General features: G+C 71.2%; 12 protein-coding genes. 3 read left to right on the top strand and 9 right to left on the bottom strand.

The window, feature by feature from the left end; all coding sequences use genetic code 11:
• Nucleotides 1-7,534: type I polyketide synthase (locus E1285_RS47245; RefSeq protein WP_279510046.1), on the bottom strand; the 7,534-nt coding region annotated here is incomplete at its 3' end.
• 402 nt (nt 7,535-7,936) lie between these two features.
• On the opposite strand from E1285_RS47245, the gene E1285_RS10720 reads away from it, so the two are divergent.
• The 3 genes from E1285_RS10720 to E1285_RS10730 all read left to right on the top strand — a co-directional run bounded on the left by E1285_RS10720 (nt 7,937) and on the right by E1285_RS10730 (nt 11,098).
• Nucleotides 7,937-8,173: an acyl carrier protein gene (locus E1285_RS10720; RefSeq protein ID WP_132150697.1), complete on the top strand. Its 237-nt coding sequence runs from the start codon at nt 7,937-7,939 to the stop codon at nt 8,171-8,173.
• A gap of 76 nt (nt 8,174-8,249) precedes the next feature.
• Complete coding sequence (locus tag E1285_RS10725) at nt 8,250-9,845, top strand: AMP-binding protein (RefSeq protein WP_132150699.1); 1,596 nt, start codon at nt 8,250-8,252, stop codon at nt 9,843-9,845.
• Entirely contained in the window at nt 9,842-11,098 is a 1,257-nt protein-coding gene (locus tag E1285_RS10730) for a pyridoxal phosphate-dependent aminotransferase (protein WP_132150701.1), read from the top strand. Before E1285_RS10725 ends, E1285_RS10730 begins: the two co-directional genes overlap by 4 nt.
• A 30-nt stretch (nt 11,099-11,128) precedes the next feature.
• Here E1285_RS10730 and E1285_RS10735 read toward each other — a convergent pair whose 3' ends face one another.
• The 8 genes from E1285_RS10735 to E1285_RS10765 all read right to left on the bottom strand — a co-directional run bounded on the left by E1285_RS10735 (nt 11,129) and on the right by E1285_RS10765 (nt 19,589).
• On the bottom strand, nt 11,129-11,917 hold the full coding sequence (locus E1285_RS10735; protein ID WP_132150703.1) for an alpha/beta fold hydrolase: 789 nt from the start codon (nt 11,915-11,917) through the stop codon (nt 11,129-11,131).
• A 68-nt stretch (nt 11,918-11,985) separates the two neighbouring features.
• Entirely contained in the window at nt 11,986-13,059 is a 1,074-nt protein-coding gene (locus E1285_RS45470) for a hypothetical protein (protein ID WP_165966546.1), read from the bottom strand.
• 116 nt (nt 13,060-13,175) lie between these two features.
• On the bottom strand, nt 13,176-14,747 hold the full coding sequence (locus E1285_RS10740; protein WP_165966547.1) for an AMP-binding protein: 1,572 nt from the start codon (nt 14,745-14,747) through the stop codon (nt 13,176-13,178).
• Entirely contained in the window at nt 14,740-15,540 is an 801-nt protein-coding gene (locus E1285_RS10745) for an enoyl-CoA hydratase-related protein (protein WP_132150707.1), read from the bottom strand. The genes E1285_RS10740 and E1285_RS10745 overlap by 8 nt, the downstream gene beginning before the upstream one ends.
• A 10-nt stretch (nt 15,541-15,550) precedes the next feature.
• Complete coding sequence (locus E1285_RS10750) at nt 15,551-17,104, bottom strand: AMP-binding protein (protein ID WP_132150709.1); 1,554 nt, start codon at nt 17,102-17,104, stop codon at nt 15,551-15,553.
• Complete coding sequence (locus tag E1285_RS10755) at nt 17,097-18,014, bottom strand: SDR family NAD(P)-dependent oxidoreductase (RefSeq protein WP_207946522.1); 918 nt, start codon at nt 18,012-18,014, stop codon at nt 17,097-17,099. The genes E1285_RS10750 and E1285_RS10755 overlap by 8 nt, the downstream gene beginning before the upstream one ends.
• 58 nt (nt 18,015-18,072) lie before the next feature.
• The gene (locus E1285_RS10760; RefSeq protein ID WP_132150711.1) at nt 18,073-18,729 is read right to left on the bottom strand and encodes a hypothetical protein; all 657 of its coding nucleotides are present in this window, start codon (nt 18,727-18,729) and stop codon (nt 18,073-18,075) included.
• Nucleotides 18,726-19,589, bottom strand: coding sequence for an enoyl-CoA hydratase (locus E1285_RS10765; protein WP_207946523.1), 864 nt, complete (start codon nt 19,587-19,589; stop codon nt 18,726-18,728). The genes E1285_RS10760 and E1285_RS10765 overlap by 4 nt, the downstream gene beginning before the upstream one ends.
• Nucleotides 19,590-19,593: the final 4 nt, after the last annotated feature.

A 19,593-nucleotide genomic window follows, 5' to 3' on the forward strand; every position in this document is an offset into this window, starting at 1 on the left:
GATGGGCCTGAACCTGGGTTTCGGTGGCGCGGATCGCCGTCATCGCCCCACCCGTGGGCAGGGCCTGCATCAACCGGCCCCGCGCCGCCACCAGCACCGCCGCATCCGCCAGCGACCACACCCCGGCGACGTGTGCCGCGGCCAACTCCCCGATGGAGTGCCCGGCCAGGTAGTCCGGCCGCACCCCCCATGCTTCCAGCAACCGGAACAACGCCACCTCGACCGCGAACAACGCCGGCTGCGCCCACCCCGTCTGCCCCAACCCACCGTCATCTTGACCGTCGTTCCACATGACCTGGCGGAGCAGTTCGGGGAAGTGAGTCATGACTTCGTCGAAGGCGTCGGCGAACACCGGGAACGCGGCGTACAGGTCTCGGCCCATGCCGATGCGCTGGCTGCCCTGACCGGAGAACACCACCGCCAACCGCCCACCAACAACCGAACGGCCAGTGACACCGTCCAACCCGGCCAGGAGTTCGTCGCGGTCGGCGCCCAGGACTGCTGCACGGTGCTCCAGATGAGCGCGTCCGGTGGCCAGCGAGAACCCCACATCGGCCGGGTCCCACTCACGGTCCGCCACATGCCCGGCCAGCCGCCGCGCCTGGGCGTGCAGCCCGGCCTCGGACTTGGCCGAGAGCACCCACGGCACCACCGGCAACTCAACCCGCAGCTCAGGCTCAGAGGCGGAGTGCGCAACGGGTGCTTCTTCGAGGATGACGTGGGCGTTGGTGCCGCTGATCCCGAACGAGGAGACACCGGCCCGCCGCGGATGCCTGTTGGGCTCCCAGGGCTGCGGCTCGGTCAGCAACCGCACCGCCCCACCCGACCAGTCCACGTGCGGACTGGGCTCATCCACATGCAACGTCCGGGGCAACGTCTCCGCCTGCATGGCCATGACCATCTTGATCACACCCGCCACACCCGCAGCCGCCTGAGCATGACCGATGTTCGACTTCAACGACCCCAGCCACAGCGGCCGACCCTCGGGCCGGTCCTCGCCGTAGGCGGCGATCAACGCCTGGGCTTCGATGGGGTCGCCCAAAGTGGTGCCGGTGCCGTGCGCCTCAACGGCATCGATGTCATCGGGACTGAGCCCCGCCCCGGCCAGCGCCTGCGCGATCACCCGCTGCTGTGACGGCCCGTTGGGCGCGGTCAAGCCATTGGAAGCACCGTCCTGATTCACCGCCGACCCACGCACCACCGCCAGCACCCGATGACCGTTACGCTCAGCGTCCGACAACCGCTCCAGCAGCACAACGCCGACACCCTCAGACCACCCGACCCCATCGGCCGACGCCGCAAACGACTTGCACCGGCCATCCGGCGCTAGCCCGCGCTGCAGGTTGAAGTCCAAGAACGTGTCCGGCGTCGCCATCACCGTGACACCGCCCGCCAGCGCCAGCGAGCAGTCGCCGCGCAGCAGCGCCTGGCCGGCCCAGTGCATGGCCACGAGGGACGACGAGCACGCCGTGTCGACCGTGACCGCGGGCCCTTCCAAGCCCAGGGAGTATGCGATGCGGCCGGACACGACGCTGGCCAGCGCACCCGTGCCGAGATATCCCGCCACGTCGAGGGGCGCCTGGCCACCCAGGCGGGCACCCCAGTCGTGGTACATGACTCCGGCGAACACGCCGGTCTGTGAGCCCCGCACCGACTGCGGGTCGATACCCGCCCGTTCGAAGGCCTCCCAGGATGTCTCCAGCAGCAACCGCTGCTGCGGGTCCATCGCCAGCGCCTCACGCGGGCTGATCCCGAAGAACCCGGGATCGAAATCCGCCGCGTCGTACAGGAACCCGCCCTCGCGGGTCGCGCTCTTGCCGGGTGTCCCGGCTTCGGGGGCGTAGAGTCCCTCGACGTCCCAGCCTCGGTCGCCGGGGAAGGCCGAGATGCCGTCCTCGCCCCCGGCCACGAGCCGCCACAGCTCCTCGGGAGATGTCACGGCGCCCGGATAGCGGCAGCTCATGCCGATGATCGCGAGCGGCTCGTCGGCGGGCGCCGCGGTCACCCGCGGCGGTGCGGTGTCCGCCGCCGCCGTGCTCAGCAGCCTGGTACGGACGTGCCGGGCCAGCGCGCGCGGCGTCGGATGGTCGAAGATCAGCGTCGCGGGCAGCCGTAGGCCGGTCGCGGTGTTCAGCTGGTTGCGCAGCTCGATCGCCGCGAGCGAGTCGAAGCCGATCTCGTTGAATGCGCGGTCGGGTTCGATCGCCCCCGGCTCGTCGTGCCAGAGGACGGCGGCGACGCGGGCGTTCACGAGGTCGAGGACGGTACGGTCACGCTCGGCCTCGGGCAGGCCGGCGAGCCGCTGGACGAAGGAGGAACGGTGATCGGCCGCATCGCCCGCTCGCGCCGCGTGCCGGTGCGGCCCGGGCACCAGCCCCCTCAGCAGCGCCGGGACTCCGTCTGCTCGCTCGCGCAGCGGTGCCGGGTCTATGCGCAGTGGCGCCACGACCGGCCGTGGCGTGACCAGCGCCCGGTCCAGCTGCGCGAGGTTCTCCGCGACGGTGAGCGCGGGCAGTCCCTGGCGGCCGATCCGCTGCAGGTCCAGTGTGCTGAGCCGGTCGCCCATACCGCCGCCGCCGGTCCACAGGCCCCACACCAACGACCGGGCCGCCAGCCCGTGCGCGTGCCGGTGCTGGGCAAGCGCGTCCAGGAAGGTGTTGGCGGCGGCGTATCCGCCCTGCCCGGGTGCGTCCATGAGCCCGGCGGAGGAGGAGAACAGCACGAACGCCGACAGATCCAGATCGCGGGTCAGCTCGTGCAGGTGCCAGGCCGCGTCGGCCTTGGGCCGCAGAACGGTGTCCAGGCGCTCCGGGGCGAGCGAGGAGATCACGCCGTCGTCCAGCACCGCGGCCGTGTGCACCACGGTCCGCAGCGGGTGCTCGGCGGGGATCCGGTCGAGCAGTTCGGCGAGGGAGTCGCGGTCGGACACGTCGCAGGCCGCTACGCGGACCTCGGCGCCCAGCCCGGTCAGTTCCGCCACCAGTTCGGCCGCGCCGTCGGCGGCGGGCCCGCGGCGGCTGACGAGGAGCAGGTGCCGGACGTCGTGTCCGGTCACCAGATGGCGGGCGACCAGGCCGCCCAGGCCGCCGGTCCCACCGGTGATCAGCACGGTGCCGGCAGGATCCCAGGGCGGCCGCACGGCGGACGCGGAGGTGATCGGCGCCAGGCGCGGGATCCACAGCCGGTCGCCGCGCAGCGCCAGCTCGGGCTCGCCCGATCCGAGGGCCCGCGCCAGCCATCCGGCCTGCTCGCCGGCGCCGATCTCGGCGCCGGCGTCGACATCGGCCAGGACGATCCGGCCGGGGTGCTCCGCCTGCGCTGATCTGGCCAGACCCCACAGCGCGGCGCTCACCGGGTCGGGGATCTCACCGTCGGTGACGGGCATCGCGGCACGGGTGACCACGACCAGGCGCGACGTGGCGAACCGGTCGTCGTCCAGCCAGGTCTGCAGCACTTCCAGCAGCCGGTGGGTGGCCGACCGCAGGCGGTCCGGCACCGCCTCCGGCCCGTCCGAGGGCGCGGTGCAGTCCACCAGCACGACGTCCCCCGCCTCGGGGGCGGCGGACGGCCCGTAGAGGCCCGCGACGACCGGCCGGTCGACCCGGGTGGCCGCCGCGGAGTTCAGCGGCCGCCACTCGACCTGGTGCAGGGGCAGGTGATCCGTACCGGCGGAGGCGTCGAGCTGCTCCGCCGAGACCGGCCGCAGCGCCAGGGACTCGGCCGAAGCGACCGGGGCTCCGAGCCGGTCGGAGATCTCCAGCGAAACGGTGTCCGCACCGGCCGGTGAGATCCGGACGCGTACCGCCGCCGCCCCCAGCGCGTGCAGGGACACCCCGGACCAGGCGAACGGGACGAGCGTCCCGGCGTCGTCGTCGACCGTGTCCAGGGTGAGGAAGTCGGTGGTGTGCAGCGCCGCGTCGAGCAGCGCGGGGTGCAGCCCGAACGCCGTGCCGTCGGCGGAGTCGGTGAGCGCGACCTCGGCGAGGACGTCGCCCTCGTGCCGCCAGGCGGCCCGTACCGCCCGGAACGCCGGGCCGTAGCCGTACCCCTGCCCGGCGAGCGTGTCGTACAGGTCGGTGACGTCGATCGGCTCGGCCTGCGGCGGCGGCCACTGCTGCGCGGACCGCGGCGCGGCGGGTGCCGGTGCCGCGGTGGTCAGCACGCCGGTGGCGTGACGGGTCCACGACGTCCCGTGCGGCGTGTTCTCGGGCCGGGAATGTATCTCCACCGGGCGGCGTCCAGCCTCGTCCGGACCCTCCACCAGCACCTGGAGGGCGATGCCGCCGCGTTCCGGCACGACCAGCGGCGCCTCGATGGTGAGCTCTTCGATGGTCGGGCAGCCGGTCCGCTCGCCCGCGTGCAGGGCCAGCTCCACGAACGCGGTACCGGGCAGCGGCACGGTACCGAGGATCATGTGGTCGGCGAGCCACGGCTGCCGCTGCAGCGACAACCGGCCGGTGCACACCAGCCCGCCCGACCCCGGCAGCGGGACCGCGGCGTCCAGCAGCGGATGGTCGGTCGGCATCTGGCCCAGCCCGGAGGCGTCGCCCGCTTCGGCCTTCGCGTCGAGCCAGTAGTGCTTGCGCTGGAACGCGTACGTCGGCAGCTCGACCCGCCGGGGCTTCAGGTCGGCGAAGACCTCCGGCCAGGCCGGGGAGACGCCGCGGACGTGGGCCTGGGCGATGGCGGACATCAGCTCGGGCTGTTCCGGCCGGTCGCGCCGCGAAGCGGGAACGGCGACGGTGCCGGTGTCCTCCGGAAGGCACTGGCGCGCCATGGACGTCAGGACGCCGTCGGGCCCGATCTCCAGGAGAGTGGTGACGTTCTCGCTGTCCAGGGTCTGGACGGCGTCGTTGAAGCGGACCGTCTCACGGACGTGCCGGACCCAGTAGCCGGGGTTGCAGATCTCCTCGGCGGTGACCGGTGCGCCGGTGAGGTTGGAGATCAGCGGGATGGCGGGCGGCTCGTACGTCAGCACCTGGGCGATGCGTCCGAACTCCGTGAGCATCGGTTCCATCAGAGGGGAGTGGAACGCGTGGGAGACCCGGAGCCGGGTGGTGGTCTCGAAACGTGCGGCGATGGCCTGCACGGCGGCTTCGGGTCCTGAGACGACGGTGCTGCGCGGGCCGTTGACGGCCGCGATGTCCACCTGATCCGTCAGATGGGGGCGCACCTCGTGCTCGGGGGCGTCGACGGCGATCATCGCGCCGCCCGCGGGGAGGGCCTGCATCAGCCGCCCGCGGGCGGCGACCAGCGCGGCGGCGTCTTCGAGGGACAGGACGCCGGCGGCGTGCGCGGCCGACAGTTCGCCCAGCGAGTGCCCGGCGACATGGTCCGGGACGATGCCCCACGACTGCAGCAGCCGCCACAACGCGGTCTGGAAGGCGAAAAGCCCGGCCTGGGCGTAGGCGGTCTGATCGAGCAGCGCCGCCGCGGCCGTGCCGGGCTCGGCCCACATGACCTCGCGCAATGGCTGATCCATCTGCAGGTCCAGGTAACCGGTGGCCTCGTCGAACGCCTCGGCGAACGCCGGGTGCGCCGCGTACAGGTCCCGGCCCATTCCCGGCCGCTGGCTGCCCTGGCCGGAGAACAGCAGCGCCAGCTTCCCGGTCCCGGGCACACCCCGTACCGCGCGCGGGGTGTCGGGGTCGGCGGCCAGGGCCTCCAGGCCCCGGACCAGCTCCGCGCGGTCCGCGGCCAGGACGACGGCGCGGTGCTCCAGCGCCGCACGGGTCGTGGCCAGCGAGTACGCGACGTCCACCAGGCCGCCCTCGTCCAGGAAGGACGTGAGCCGCCGCGCCTGCTCGCCCAGCGCCGGCTTCGTCTTGGCCGACAGGACGAACGGCAGGACCCCGTGGTCCGGCCGCTCCGCGGGTTCGCCCGGTTCACCGGGGCGGGCCGGTTCCCCGTCCGGGACCGGCGCCTCCTCCACGATCACGTGGGCGTTGGTGCCGCTGACACCGAACGAGGACACACCCGCCCGCCGCGGCCGCTCGTCGCGCTGCCACGGCCGGGTCTCGGTCAGCAGCCGCACGGTCCCCGCCGACCAGTCGACATGCCGGGTCGGCTCGTCCACGTGCAGCGTCCTGGGCAGGATCCCGTGCCGGAGAGCCATCACCATCTTGATCACCCCGGCCGCTCCGGCGGCGGCCTGGGGGTGGCCGATGTTGGACTTCAGCGAACCCAGCCACAGCGGCCGCTCCGCCGGGCGGTCCTTGCCGTACGTGGCGATCAGCGCCTGCGCCTCGATGGGGTCGCCCAGCGCCGTCCCCGTGCCGTGCGCCTCCACGGCGTCGACCTGATCGGCGGCGACCCGCGCGTTCGCCAGCGCCTGCAGGACCACCCGCTGCTGCGACGGCCCGTTCGGTGCCGTCAGCCCGTTGGACGCCCCGTCCTGGTTGACCGCCGACCCCCGCACCACCGCCAGGATCCGGCGGCCGTGCCGCCGCGCGTCCGACAGCCGCTCCAGCGCGAGCACGCCGGCGCCCTCGGCCCATCCCGTCCCGTCGGCCGCCGCCGCGAACGGCTTGCACCGCCCGTCCGGCGCGAGTCCGCGCTGCCGGCTGAAGGCGGTGAACACCCCGGGGCTGCCCATCACGGCCACACCACCGGCCAGCGCGAGCGTGCACTCGCCCTGCCGCAGCGACTGGCAGGCCAGGTGCAGCGCCACCAGCGAACCCGAGCACGCGGTGTCGACCGTCAGCGTCGGTCCCTCCAGGCCGAGCGAGTAGGCGATGCGGCCCGACACGACGCTGGGGGAGTTGCCCGTCAGCAGATAGCCGTCGAGCCCGTCCGGCGCCTCATGCAGCCGTACGCCGTAGTCGTGCGGTTCCGCCGCGATGAACACACCGGCCCGGCTGCCCTTCAGTGACAGCGGGTCGATACCGGTGTGCTCGATCGCCTCCCAAGAGGTCTCCAGCACCAGCCGCTGCTGCGGGTCCATCGCCGACGCCTCGCGCGGCCCGATGCCGAAGAAGCCCGCGTCGAAGTGCCCGGCGTCGTCCAGGAAACCGCCCGCTCGGACGTAGGTCCTGCCAGCCTTGCCCGGGTCGGGGTCGTACAGTCCTTCGACGTCCCAGCCACGGTCCGTCGGGAACGGCGAGAGAACATGGCGCTCACCGGCGACCAGGTCCCAAAGCCCATCCGGTGAGGCCGCCCCGCCGGGGAAGCGGCAGCCTATCCCGACGATCGCGATCGGCTCGTCGGCGGTTCCGGCCGGTTGCACGGGCGCGGGTGCCTCGGTCTCCAGACCGAGGACCTCGGCCTGGAGATGGGCGGCGAGCACGCGGGGCGTCGGATAGTCGAAGGCGAGGGTGACCGGCAGTTCCAGGCCCGTCGCGCGCACCAGCCGGGCATGCAGGTCCACGGCGGCCAGCGAGTCGAAACCCAGCTCCCAGAACGGAAGGTCGGCGCCGATCGCGGCCGAGATCTCCGGCTGCATCTTCCGCAATACGCCGGCCACCTGGGCGCACACCAGTTCGAGCAGCACGTCGCCCTGCTCGGACGCCGGCAGCCCCGCCAACCGGTCGGCCAAGCCGCCATGATGAGCGAATCCGTCATCCGCCGCGCCATCCGCTATTCCAGAACCGAATTCTCTGGACTCGCCCATCGTGCACTCCGAATAGTCTCGTCCGCAAGAAAAGAGGGCGCCGGCTGGGCCTCGATCCGGATGGCCTCGATAAGACACCGCATCTGCCCGATGCACGCGACACCTTGGCCCGAGGGTAGAACACGGCGGAAGGCCGCTCTACCCCTATTCCCCCCTATCGGATGATTCCCTCAAGTGGCTCTGGTCAAGGCTTCGGCGGCACGGACGGGGGGATCTCGGCGCTCCGGTAAAGGGGCGATAAGGGTTGTTCGGGTGGTGGCCTCCGCGTAGGTTGACCGCTACGCGGGCCGGTGGCGGCCGCCACTTGTCTCGTACAGGGGAGCTGATATGTGGGACGAGCACTTCGAAATGCTGGTGCGAAAATATCTGCCGTTCTTGCCGGCCGACGAGCCGTTGGCGGCGGACACCGAACTGCGTGAATACGGTCTTGATTCGATCGGCACCACCGAACTGCTGGCCTCGATCGAGAGCGCATATTCCGTGCGCTTCACCGACGACGCGCTGACCTTGGAGACCTTCGCCAGCCCCGGTGTGCTCTGGGCGGCGCTCGCCAAGCTGATCTGATCTGACCCGGCCGTCCGGCCCGGCGAATCCGCCCGATCATCCCTGCCGCGCGATGTCGAGTCACCGGGGAACATGCATGACGCTGAACCGAGAAAGCTACGCTGCCACCCACACCGCAGGCGAGTTCCTGCACGAGTTCATGCTGGCGGCGGGACGGTCGACGCCGGACGCCCCGGCCGTGATCGAGCTCACCGGCGACCGGCCGGACACGTTCACCTACCGCTGGCTGGAGCGGCAGGTCCACGACTACACCGGCGCGCTCGACGAGCTGGGCATGGACGTCGGCGACCGGGTCGTCCTGGAGTCCGACACCACGGCCCACGCGATCGCCGTGTTCCTGGCCTGCTCGGCGCTCGGGCTGACGTTCGTCCCGGTGAGCCCCGAATCACCGGCCAAGCGGCTGAACGCGATCATCGAGAGCACCGAGCCCGCCCTGCACCTGCAGGCCGCCGGAGGCGGTCGCGACGGTGTCCCGGCACCGGTCGGCACCGCCCGGTTCGGGGTGGACGGCCTCCAGGTGGAGCGGGCGCCGGCCCGCCGGGTCCGGCATCGGCGCGAGGCCGCCGTCACCGACCCGGCGTACATCATCTTCACGTCCGGGACCACCGGCCGCCCCAAGGGCGTGGTCATGAGCCACCGCGGGGTGACCTCGTTCTACCGGGCCATGGTGCGGCAAGGGATCGTCGACGCCACCGACCGCGTCGCCAGCACCTCGCCGCTCCAGTTCGACTTCTCCCTGCTGGACATCGGGTTGGCGCTGGGCAGCGGCGCCGCCCTCATCCCCGTCCCCCGGGACCGGCTGCGCTGGCCCCGCCGCTTCATGCGCGTCCTCCAGGACGCGGAGGTCACCCACGTCGACGGCGTCCCGTCGATCTGGCGGCCGGTGCTGCGGCACGAGCCGGAGCTGCTGGCCGGGCTGGCGGACCTGCGCGGCATCCTGTTCTGCGGCGAGGAGTTCCCGCTGCCGGAGCTGCGGCACCTGCAGCGGCTGCGGCCCGGGACCCGGATCATCAACTGCTACGGCGCGACCGAGTCGATGGCCTGCTCGTTCACCGAAGTGCCCGACCCCATCCCGGACGACCTGCGGCGGCTGTCCATCGGCTTCGCCCATCCCGGCGCGGAGATGCTCCTCATCGACGACGCGGGGCGGCCGATCGAGCAGCCGGGCGTCGCCGGGGAGATCCACCTGCGCAGCCCCGCGCTGTTCACCGGCTACTGGGCCGACCCCGAGGCCACGCGCGCCGCGCTGGTGCCCGATCCGCTCAGCCCTCGGTCGGGGCAGCTCGTGCTCCGTTCCGGCGACGTGGCCTACAAGGGCGAGCTCGGCGAGCTGTACTTCTGCGGCCGGGCCGACTCCCAGGTGCAGATACGGGGCAACCGGGTCGAACTCGGCGAGGTGGAGCGTCGGCTGCTGGAGTTCCCCGGCGTCGCCGCCGCGGCGGCGCTCCTCCTACCGCGCGGCTGCGACGAGTCCGCGCTCGCCGCGTTCATCGTCATGGAGTCCGAAGCCCGGGCCTTCGACAAGATGGAGCTGCGCGCGTTCTGCATGGAGGCCCTGCCCGACTACATGGTCCCGCAGGACCTGCACGTCCTGAACGAGCTCCCGGTCACCGCGCACGGCAAGGTCGACCGGACCACGCTGGTCAGGCGTTTCGGGGCCGGGGCCGCATGAGCGGCCGACGGCTGTCGCCGAACCTGGCCCTCAACCAGCTCGTGGCGCGGCGCCGGGCTGACGGCGAGTCCATCGTCCACCTGGGATTCGGCGAGGCGCGGCTCCCCCCGTTCCGGCCACTGGTCGAGCGGCTGGTGTCCGGCGCCGAACGCAGCATGTACGGGTCGGTGGCCGGCGGCGCGGCCGTGCGGGAGGCCGCGGCCGGGTACTTCACCCGGCGCCGCATACCGACCACCGCGGACCGCGTCGCCGTCGCACCCGGCAGCAAGCCGCTGCTGATGGCGCTGAACATGGTCATCCCCGGCGATGTGCTGCTGCCCCGGCCCTGCTGGAACACCTACGCGCCGCAGGCCGCCTACGCGGGCAAGCGCGCCTTCGGCGTCGCGATCCCCGACGAGTGCGGCGGCGTCCCCGAACCCGCCGCGCTCCGCGAGACCGTCCGGGCGGCCCGCGCGTCCGGCCACGATCCCCGCATCGTCGTGCTCACGCTGCCGGACAACCCGACGGGCACCCTCGCCCCGCCGGCGCTCATCCGGGAGGTCTGCGCGATCGCCGCGGAGGAGGACCTCTATCTGATCTCCGACGAGATCTACCGCGATCTGCTGCACGACCCGGCGCAGCCGATGCTGAGCCCCGCCGAGGTGCTGCCCGAGCGCACCGTGGTGACCACCGGGCTGAGCAAGAGCCTGGCCATCGGCGGCTGGCGCATCGGCGTCGCCCGCTTCCCCGGCGGGGCGTGGGGCGCCGACGTCCTGGACGGGGTCACCTCGTTCGCCAGCGAGGTCTGGTCCACGCTGGCCGGGCCGATGCAGGAGGTCGCGGCCTACGCCTTCGCCGAACCGGTGGAGCTGCGCGAGCACCTGGCCGCCAGCGTCCGGCTGCACGCGGCGGTGGCGGGGGCGGTGTACCGGTGCGCGGTCGCGGCGGGCGCCTCGTGCCGCCCGCCGACCGGCGGCTTCTACGTCTATCCCGACTTCGAGCCGGTGCGCGCGGCATTGGAGCGGCGCGGCATCACCGACTCCGACTCCTTCCAACGCCAGCTCCTCGACGAGTTCGGGGTCGCCGTCCTGGCCGGCCACCACCTCGGCGACGACCGGCGGGCGCTGCGCTTCAAGGCCGCGACCGGCCAGCTGTACGGGGAGACGGAGGAGGAGCAGTACCTGGCCTTGAACGCCGAGGCTCCGCTGCGGCTGCGGCACATCACCGACAAGCTGACCAGGATCGAGGAGAGTTTCGCCAAGCTCTGCCGCTAGTGCGGTGACCACCGGGATCCGCCGCGGAGGTCACCGTGCCGGCGCGTGGTCGCCGCCGGGCTGAGCGTGGTCGCTCAGCACCTCGGACAGCCGCTCGATCGTGGCCGCCGGCCTGTCGGCCAGGTAGAAGTGACCGCCCTCGAAGAGCTGGAGGTCGAACGCGCCGGCGGTGTGCTCCTGCCACGCCTTGGCCTCCTCCAGCGTGACTTGGGAGTCGTCGTCGCCGACGAAGACCGTGATCGGGCAGCTCAGTGGGGGAGCGTCCGCGAGGTGGCGGTACGTCTCGATCGCCCGGTAGTCCGAGCGGATCGCCGGCAGCACCATCCGCTGCAGTTCCTCGTCCGCCAGCAGCCGCGGGTCGGTGCCGCTGAGTTTGCGGAGCTCCGCCAGGACCCCATCGTCGTCGCGCAGGTGCACGCCCTCTCCGCGATACCGCGATGGCGCGCGCCTGCCGGAGGCGACCAGCACACGGGGCGGGGTGCCGTGCTCTTCCATCCGCCGCGCGACCTCGAAGGCCACGATCGAGCCCATGCTGTGGCCGAAGAGCGCCGGCCGGTCCGCGAGCCACGGCCGCAATGCCTCGAACACCGCGTCGGCCAGCGAAGGGATGTCGTCGATGGGCGGTTCGTTCCGCCGGTCCTGGCGGCCGGGATACTGCACGGTGAGCACTTCCACGCCGGGGCTCAGCGTGGCCGACACGGGGAAATAGAACGTGGCCGACCCGCCCGCGTGCGGAAAGCACACCAGCCGTGTCGCGGCCTCGGAAGCCGGGTGAAAACGCCGAATCCAGGTGTCGTTGCCGGCGGCCGGCTCCGTCATGGGACTTTCCTCCGCGGTGTCGTGGATATGCGGCAATCGTGCAGTCGGCGCCGCACCCGGTTCAACCCCTAAACCCCCCTTAGGCGCTGAGCCTGGGTCCGCCCCGCCGGACGCGATGAGTTACGGGATGATCGTGGTCCGCTGAGCGTGACGGCGGCGCTGGGCCGGAGCGAGTCGGCTCCACCCGGTGGCTCAGAGGGACCGTTGCCGGTGGTGAGGAGTGGTTGAGGATGGTCGTTCATGCTTGGCGGGAGGACGAACTGGTTCTGGCGGCGGCCGATCTCAGCCGCAGTCCGGCGGACGGTGGGCGGCTCGTCTCCCAGGCGACCTTCCCCAGGCGGTACGAGCACAGGAACCACGACCGGCGCGGGGAGTTCGACGTCGCCCCCGAGTTGGGCACCGCCGTCTACCACGTGCATGGTGGCCTCATCTGCTGCATCGACACCTCGGGCGCTGTGGTGTGGGAGCGGGACCTCCATCCCGCGGACGCTCCGGCGGGCAACACCTTCATGAACGTCGCCTACGACAACGCCGGCCACGTGTGGGCCCTTCGGGCCTTCCGGCGGCGAGCACACGACGCCCACCCCAACGTGGACGAGTGGTGCGTCCTCGACGCGGCGACGGGTGCCGTCCTGGCGCGTTCTCAGGTGGAGGTCGTGGGAGTTGGGCGCACACTGGTCCATCCGGACGGGAGCGTCCTGCTCACCGCAGGAGAAGTCCACCGCGGTTCCTCCGGGCATCACGGACGGATGACCGCCGGCAGGCTCACCGTCGAGGAGTTCGACGGTCCCTGGGAAGGCCGCACCATATGCGACGTGTCGTCCAGCGGGGCCGTCATGGTCAGCACGGGGGAGGCGGGTGGTCACCAGGACGTCCGGGTGCATCGATACCCGGACGGTGAGGTCGTCTCGATCTTCACGCTCGAGGACCTCGTCCGGGACGCCGGCGAACTGGACGAACCCTACATCTCGACGGACGGGGACCCGGGCGGCGCCGGGTTCATCGACGAGCATCACCTGGTGGTCACGGTCGACAGGGGTGATGACGACGTCGAGCACCCCCATGAGGTGGACTGGGAGGTCCACGTCGTCGTCGATCTGCGGACCGGCGGCTCCGCGGTGCTCCCACCGGACAGGACGCATGATCGCGGTGATGCGGCCCGCATCGACTCGGCATGGCGGGCTGCATCACCTTCCTGGCGGTTCGACGGGACCCGCCTTGAGCGGCGACCAGCCGAAGCCCTGAGATCCGGGGCGCCTCACTCCACGGCGCCGCCGACCTGTCGGACGCGACCTGCCCAGTACTCGGCTCGTAGTTCCTTTTTGAGAACCTTTCCGACCGGGCTCTTTGGAAGTTCTCGGACGATGACCCGCTTCGGCGCCTTGACACTGCCGAGCACTTCCTTGCAGGCGGCGACCAACGCGTCGGGGTCGACGTCTGCCCGTTCGACGGGTTCGACGAATGCGGTGACGGCTTCTCCCCAGTGATCGTGAGGCACACCGATGACAGCACAGTCGCGAACCTGCGGCATGGACAGCAGAACCCGCTCGACCTCACTGGGATACACGTTGAACCCGCCGGTGATGATCATGTCGCGGGCGCGGTCCACGATGTAGACGAAGCCGTCCTCATCCATCCGGCCGAGGTCTGAGGTGCCGTGCCAGCCGTTGCCCCGGTCGACGCTCGCCGTCTCCCCAGGGGCGTCGAGGTAGCCGGTCATCCGCAGGTCCGAACGGATCGCGATCTCGCCTACCTCACCAGGCGGCAGTCGGTGGCCGTCGCGGTCGAGAATGGCGACGCGCGCGACGAGAGACTCGCGCCCGGCGCTGGCCAGGCGGCCTGCCTTGGCGGGGTCTTCGAACGCTTCCTCGTGGTCTTGCGGGCTCATGAGCGTGCAAAGCATTGGTACTTCGGACTGTCCGAAGAACTGGGTCATCACGGGTCCGAAGGCCCTGCGGGCCTCGGTCAGCTTCTCGGCGGACATCGGCGCGGCGCCGTACAGGAAGTACTTCAGCGAGGAGAAGTCGTGCTGCTCCAGCTCGGGATGGGCGAGCATCGAGTAGATCGCGGTCGGGGGCAGAAACAGCCGGGTGATCTGGTACCTCTCGATGTCGGCCATGATCGTCGCGACATCCACCCCGCGGTGGATCACCGTGGTCCCGCCTTGCATGAGGACCGGCAATGTGAGGGCGCCGGCCGCGTGCGTGAGCGGTGCGGCCGCGAGCTGGATCGGATGCGCCTCCGGAAGGTGCGCCAGGAAACCGTAGGTCTGCGTCATCAGCGCCCGGTGCGGGATGACGACCGCCTTCGGCTGACCGGTGGTACCTCCGGTTCCGGCCATCCAGGCGGGATCCTCACTGCCCGCGCTGGGCTCGGGCGCGCGGGTGCCGGGAGGAGCGAGGATCTCGTCGAGGACGCGGTCGGGGTGGTCGGTCGCTCCGGGGTGCAGTCGGATCGTGAGCACTTCGTGGGGGACCGCCGCCCGCAGCGACTCCATCTTCGAGATCAGCGCGGGATCGTAGAGGAGGGTCCGGGTTCTCGTCGTCTCCATCAGCGGCCCGAGCTCGTGCGCGGTCGAGCTGGGATTCAGCGGCACGTACACCGCGTCGGCGCGGAGCACCGCCAGCATGGCGATGAAGGCGAGCGGATGGTTCGCGCTCAGCACACCGACGCGATCACCGTGTCCCACCCCCAGCCGACTGAGACCGACCGCGATGCGGTGGGTCATCTCGCCGACGTCGCGATAGGTCCAGGCGTCGCTGCCGTCTGCGGGGAGGAGGCAGACCCGGTCGGCGTGGAGAGCCCAGCCCTTGTCGATCGTGTCAGTCAAGTTCATAGTGTCCGCCCCCGGTGAAGACCGGCGCGCGCGAGGCGCGCGTGGCCGCAAGCGCCTCTCGCGCCTCCGGCAACGGCGCGAGTTCGCAGGTGAGGCTTTGCTCGAAGCGGTATGCCTCTTGCAGTTCCATGAACTCGATCTCGTTCATCGCATGCTTGGCGAACCGCAATGTGGTCGGCCCGTGCCGGGCGATGAGCCGGGCACGGTGCAGGGCCTCGTCAAGGAGGTCGTCGGGCTCGGTCACCGCGACGACGGCGCCGAGGCGGTACATCTCCGCGGCCGGGATCGGCTCGGCCGAGAAGTACGCCCAGCGTGCGACGGGCTGCGGAACCATGCGGGAGAGGTGGGCAGCGGCACCCATCACTCCCACGGAGACCTCGGGTACGCCGAAGCGGGCGTTGGTGGCGGCGACGACGAGATCGGCCGATGCTGCGATGGCCAGGCCGGTCCCCAGCGCGCTGCCGTGGACGGCTGCGATCACCGGTACCGGGCAGTCCTGGATCGCGAAGAAGGCGGCTCGTACCCGGCGCATCCGACCGGGAGCGTTCTCGGCGGTCATGGTGGAGAACTCGTCCAGGTCGTTGCCGGCGCAGAAGTGGCGTCCGGTTCCCGAGAGTACGACGGCCCGCACGTCGGACCCGACCGCGTCGACGTGGCGGAAGAAGTGCTCGATCTCCCGGTACATCGGCTGGTGCACGGCGTTCACCGGCCCCCGGGACAAGGCCACGGTGGCGATCCCGGGCTCGTAACCCACCGTGAGAAACTCGTAGTGCGGTTCGGTCATCATCGGCCCTTCGTCATATCTGCTGGTCGTGGTCTGCCCACAAGGCGTCGCGGAGCTTTCGCTTGAGCAGCTTGCCGGTCGCGTTCCTCGGCAGGTCGTCCGCGAATCGGAAGATGCGTGGGCATTTGAAGCCGGTCAGCCGTGACCGGCAGTACGCCTGCAGTTCGGCTTCCAGTGCCGCTTCCAGTCCTGGGGTTTCGTGGTCCTCGGCCACCACGTAGGCCACGACGATCTCGCCGAACTCCTCGTCGGGCGCGCCGACCACGGCGACATCGACGACCTGCGGATGCTCGTGAAGCACATTCTCGATCTCCGCCGGATATATGTTGACGCCCCCAGAGATGATCATGTCTGTCATCCGGTCGGAGATGTAGAGGAAACCGTCGGTGACGTGGCCCATGTCGCCGGTGGTCGCGAATCCTTCCGTGTCATGCGCATCGCGCGTCTTGTCGGGTGCATTGAAGTACTCGAAGTCCTTGCCCGGCCGGCGAGCCCAGATGACGCCGGTGGTGCCCCCGGCCACTTCGGCCCCCGTGCCGTCCACGATCCGTATCTCGACGCCCGGGATGCCGTGGCCCACCGACCCCGGGTGGGCGAGCCACTCCCCAGCGGTGATCAGGGTGACCAGCCCGGTCTCGGTGCCGCCGTAGTACTCGGTGATCACCGGGCCCCACCACTCGACCATCTCGCGCTTCACCGAGCGTGCACACGGGGCACCTCCGTGTGCGACGACCGAGAGCGAGGCCCCTGAGAAGACCGCCCGGGTCTCTTCGGGCAGCCGCAGGAGACGGACGAACTGGGTGGGCACGAGGTGGACGTTGCCGACCCGGTGCTCGTCGACAAGGTCGAGGATGGACTTCGTGGAGCACCGCGACGGTGTGACCAGCGTCGATCCGGTGACCAGGGGCAGGAGCGCGAACGACCACTGCGCGGAGTGGTAGGCCGGTCCGGCGATCAGCGTGGTCGTGCCCGGCCGCATCGACATCAGGTCGAGGAAGGCCCGCGCTCCCGCGGCGAACTCGGCGGCGGTGCTGAGCCCGTCGTTGTGGAGCACCCCTTTGGGCATCCCCGTGGTTCCCGAGGTGTACATCATCGGCCGGGTGCCGAACGGCGCCTCGGGGTCCGTCGACGGTGCCGTCCGGAGTGCGGCGCCGTATTCGAGCGCCCCGGGACGGTGGTCGCTGCCGATGACGATCAGCCTGGGCGCGGCCGGTCCGAGAGCGGCCAATGCCCGTTCGGCGACCTCGACCTGCTCGGCCCCGGCGAACAGCACCCGCGACTCGCTGTCGCCGAGCACGTAGGCGAGTTCCTCGTGCCGCCAGTGCCAGTTCACCGGGACGCTGATCAACCCGGCGTGGATCGCGGCAAGGGTCGTCTCCCACCATTCGCGCGAGTTGCGCGCCATCAGGGCGATGCGGTCTCCCGGCCGGCACCCGAGCGAGTCGAGGACGTGGATCAGCCGGTTGACCCTGGCGTTGGTCTGCGCCCAGGTCTGGGCGCCGTTGTCGTCGATCAGCGCGATCGCGTCGGGCTTGGAACGGACGTGGGGTTCGAGGAGCTCAGCCACGGGCGCCCTGCCCTTCCAGGTACGGCGCGAGCAGCTCTGCTTCCTCTGCTGCGGTGCGGGGCAGGTGGAATGGGTCGGTGCGCTGGATGGCCGGCAGGTGGCCGGCGACGTCCTCGGCGGTCAGATGTCCGGGACCGCCGTACCAGCCCGGCCCCACTCCAACGAAGACCCGGGCGAACCTCCCGCCGCCGGCGCTGAAGACCTGCTGTGTCACGTGGCTCGCGGGGGAGCACAGGTACGTCACCAGCGGGACGACGTGCTCGGGGTCGACCGCCGCGCCGGCAGCGCCCATGATCTCCGCGGTCATCCGGGTCCGGGCCATCGGTGCGACCGTGTTGCACCGGACGTCCCGGGACTCGCCCTCGATCGCGATCGTGTTCGCGAGGCCGACCAGCGCCATCTTGGCCGCCGAGTAGTTCGCCTGGCCGAAGTTGCCGAAGAGGCCCGCAGCCGAGGTCGTCATCACGATCCGCCCGAAGCCGCGCTCCCGCATCGAGCGGTAGGCCGGGACGGTCACGTTGAAGGCGCCGCGCAGGTGCACGTCCAGCACACCGGCGATCTCGGTGTCCGTGAGCTTTCCGAAGGTCCTGTCCCGCAGGATGCCGGCGTTGTTGACGAGTGCGTCGATCCGCCCGAACCGGTCCAGGGCCGTGCGGACGATCGCTTCGCCGCCCTCCGGGTCGGAGACGGACGCGGTGCTGGCCACGGCCGTCCCGCCGGTGGCCGTGATCTCCTCGACGACCCGCTGGGCCGGGCCGGTGTCGGCGCTGTTCCCGGTGACGTCCGCACCCACGTCATTGACGACGACAGAGGCGCCGCGCCGGGCGAAGTCGAGTGCGTAGGCACGGCCGAGGGCACGGCCGGCGCCGGTGACGACGACCACCCGGTCGGTGAAGTCGATGCGTTCCACGAGAAGTTCTCCTCTGGAGACGGTGATGGGTCAGCGAGCGGCGCCGCCGCGGCGGCCGCTATCTGAGGGGTGAGTACGGCGTGGGCGTGGCGGGGACGGTCGTCCATGGGTCGCGGTACGCCGCCGATACCCTGGTGTGTTCGTCCACGGTGCCGGTGAAGCTTTCCAGCGTGGCCGCCGTGCCGATCACGCGGGTGCAGCCGTGGTCGCCGAAGAGCGTGTCGTAGGCCAAGGCGACGCTGACGCCGTCGGTCGCGTCGATGGCCGCGAGCGCCGTGGAGAGCGCCGCCCGGAACGTGTGCTCCCCGGTGAGCCCGTAGCGGCAGGTGGCGACGAAGTACGGTTCCGCCGACGGCGCCGTGGTCCGCCGTTCCCACCAGCCGCGATCGACGGGATCGATCAGAGGCCGGATGGTCCGGGAGTAGCGGATGCTCGTACCCGTGATCCAGGTGTAGAGCTCGTGGTAAGGGTGATCGGGCGGGAGTTTCGCGATCGAGCGGGCGCTCGCGGTCAGGTCGGCGAGGCCGTCGATCGGGCCGTACAGGTGCAGCAGCTTCGAGCCTTCCGCATCGGCGATGGTCCAGGCTCCGGCGAGTCCGAGGTCCGATGACCGCACCACGGGCAGTTCGACCTCGGCGAACTCGGCGGTGAACTTCGTGATGTCGGCCACGGCGGCGGGTGGGAAGCGCACAAGCCCTTCGACGACGTAGCTCACGGTGTCTCCTCACGCGGGCGGGTGGCGGCACCGGCGAAGCGCGCCAGGAAGTCTGGGTCGATCATGGTGCCGTGGAGTTGCCGGTAGTGGCTGTGACCGAGCTGATGGTGGGCGAAGGCGGTCGCCATCGCCGATGTTCGCCCCCCGGCGTCCTCGGCGGCGTTGACCGACTCCTTCGCCAGGCGCAGCGCCAGCGAGGGGCGGGCCGCGATCCGGCCCGCGAGCTGGAGCGTGCGCCGCATCAGATCGGCGGCCGGCACGACATGGTTGACCATCCCGTACCGGTGTGCCTCCTGCGCGTCGAGCGACCGTGAGGCGAACAGCATCTCTTTGGCGATCCTGGCCGGGAGCTCCCACGGGTGGTGGAAGAACTCGGTGCCCGGGATTCCCATCTCGACGGTGATGTCCACGAACTGCGCATCCTCGGCCGCGACGATCAGGTCGCACGGCCACACGAGCATCAGCCCGCCGGAGATCGCCTTGCCCTGAACCGCTGCGACCGTCGGTTTGGGCAGGTTGCGCCATCGTTCGGACAGGCCGAGGAACAGCTCGTTCTCCTGCGACATCACGCCCTCGGCTCCGGCGGCGTGGTAGCCGCACCAGGTGCCGACCGGTTCCCGACGGTCGAGTTCGGCGACGAACGAGTCCCGCAGGTCGTGCCCGGCCGAGAAGTGGGGCCCGTCGGCGCACAGGACGATGCAGCGCACGGCGTCGTCGCGGGCGGCGACGTCGAAGGCGTCGTTGAGTTCGTAGAGAAGCCTGGCGTTCTGGGCGTTGCGGGCCTCCCCGCGGGCCAGGGTGATCCGGGCGACCCCGGGAGCCGGGAGGTCGTAGCGGATGTGTCGGAACGTCGGGCTCACCACT

Source organism: Actinomadura sp. 7K507 (genome assembly GCF_004348425.1).
Taxonomy (GTDB): domain Bacteria; phylum Actinomycetota; class Actinomycetes; order Streptosporangiales; family Streptosporangiaceae; genus Spirillospora.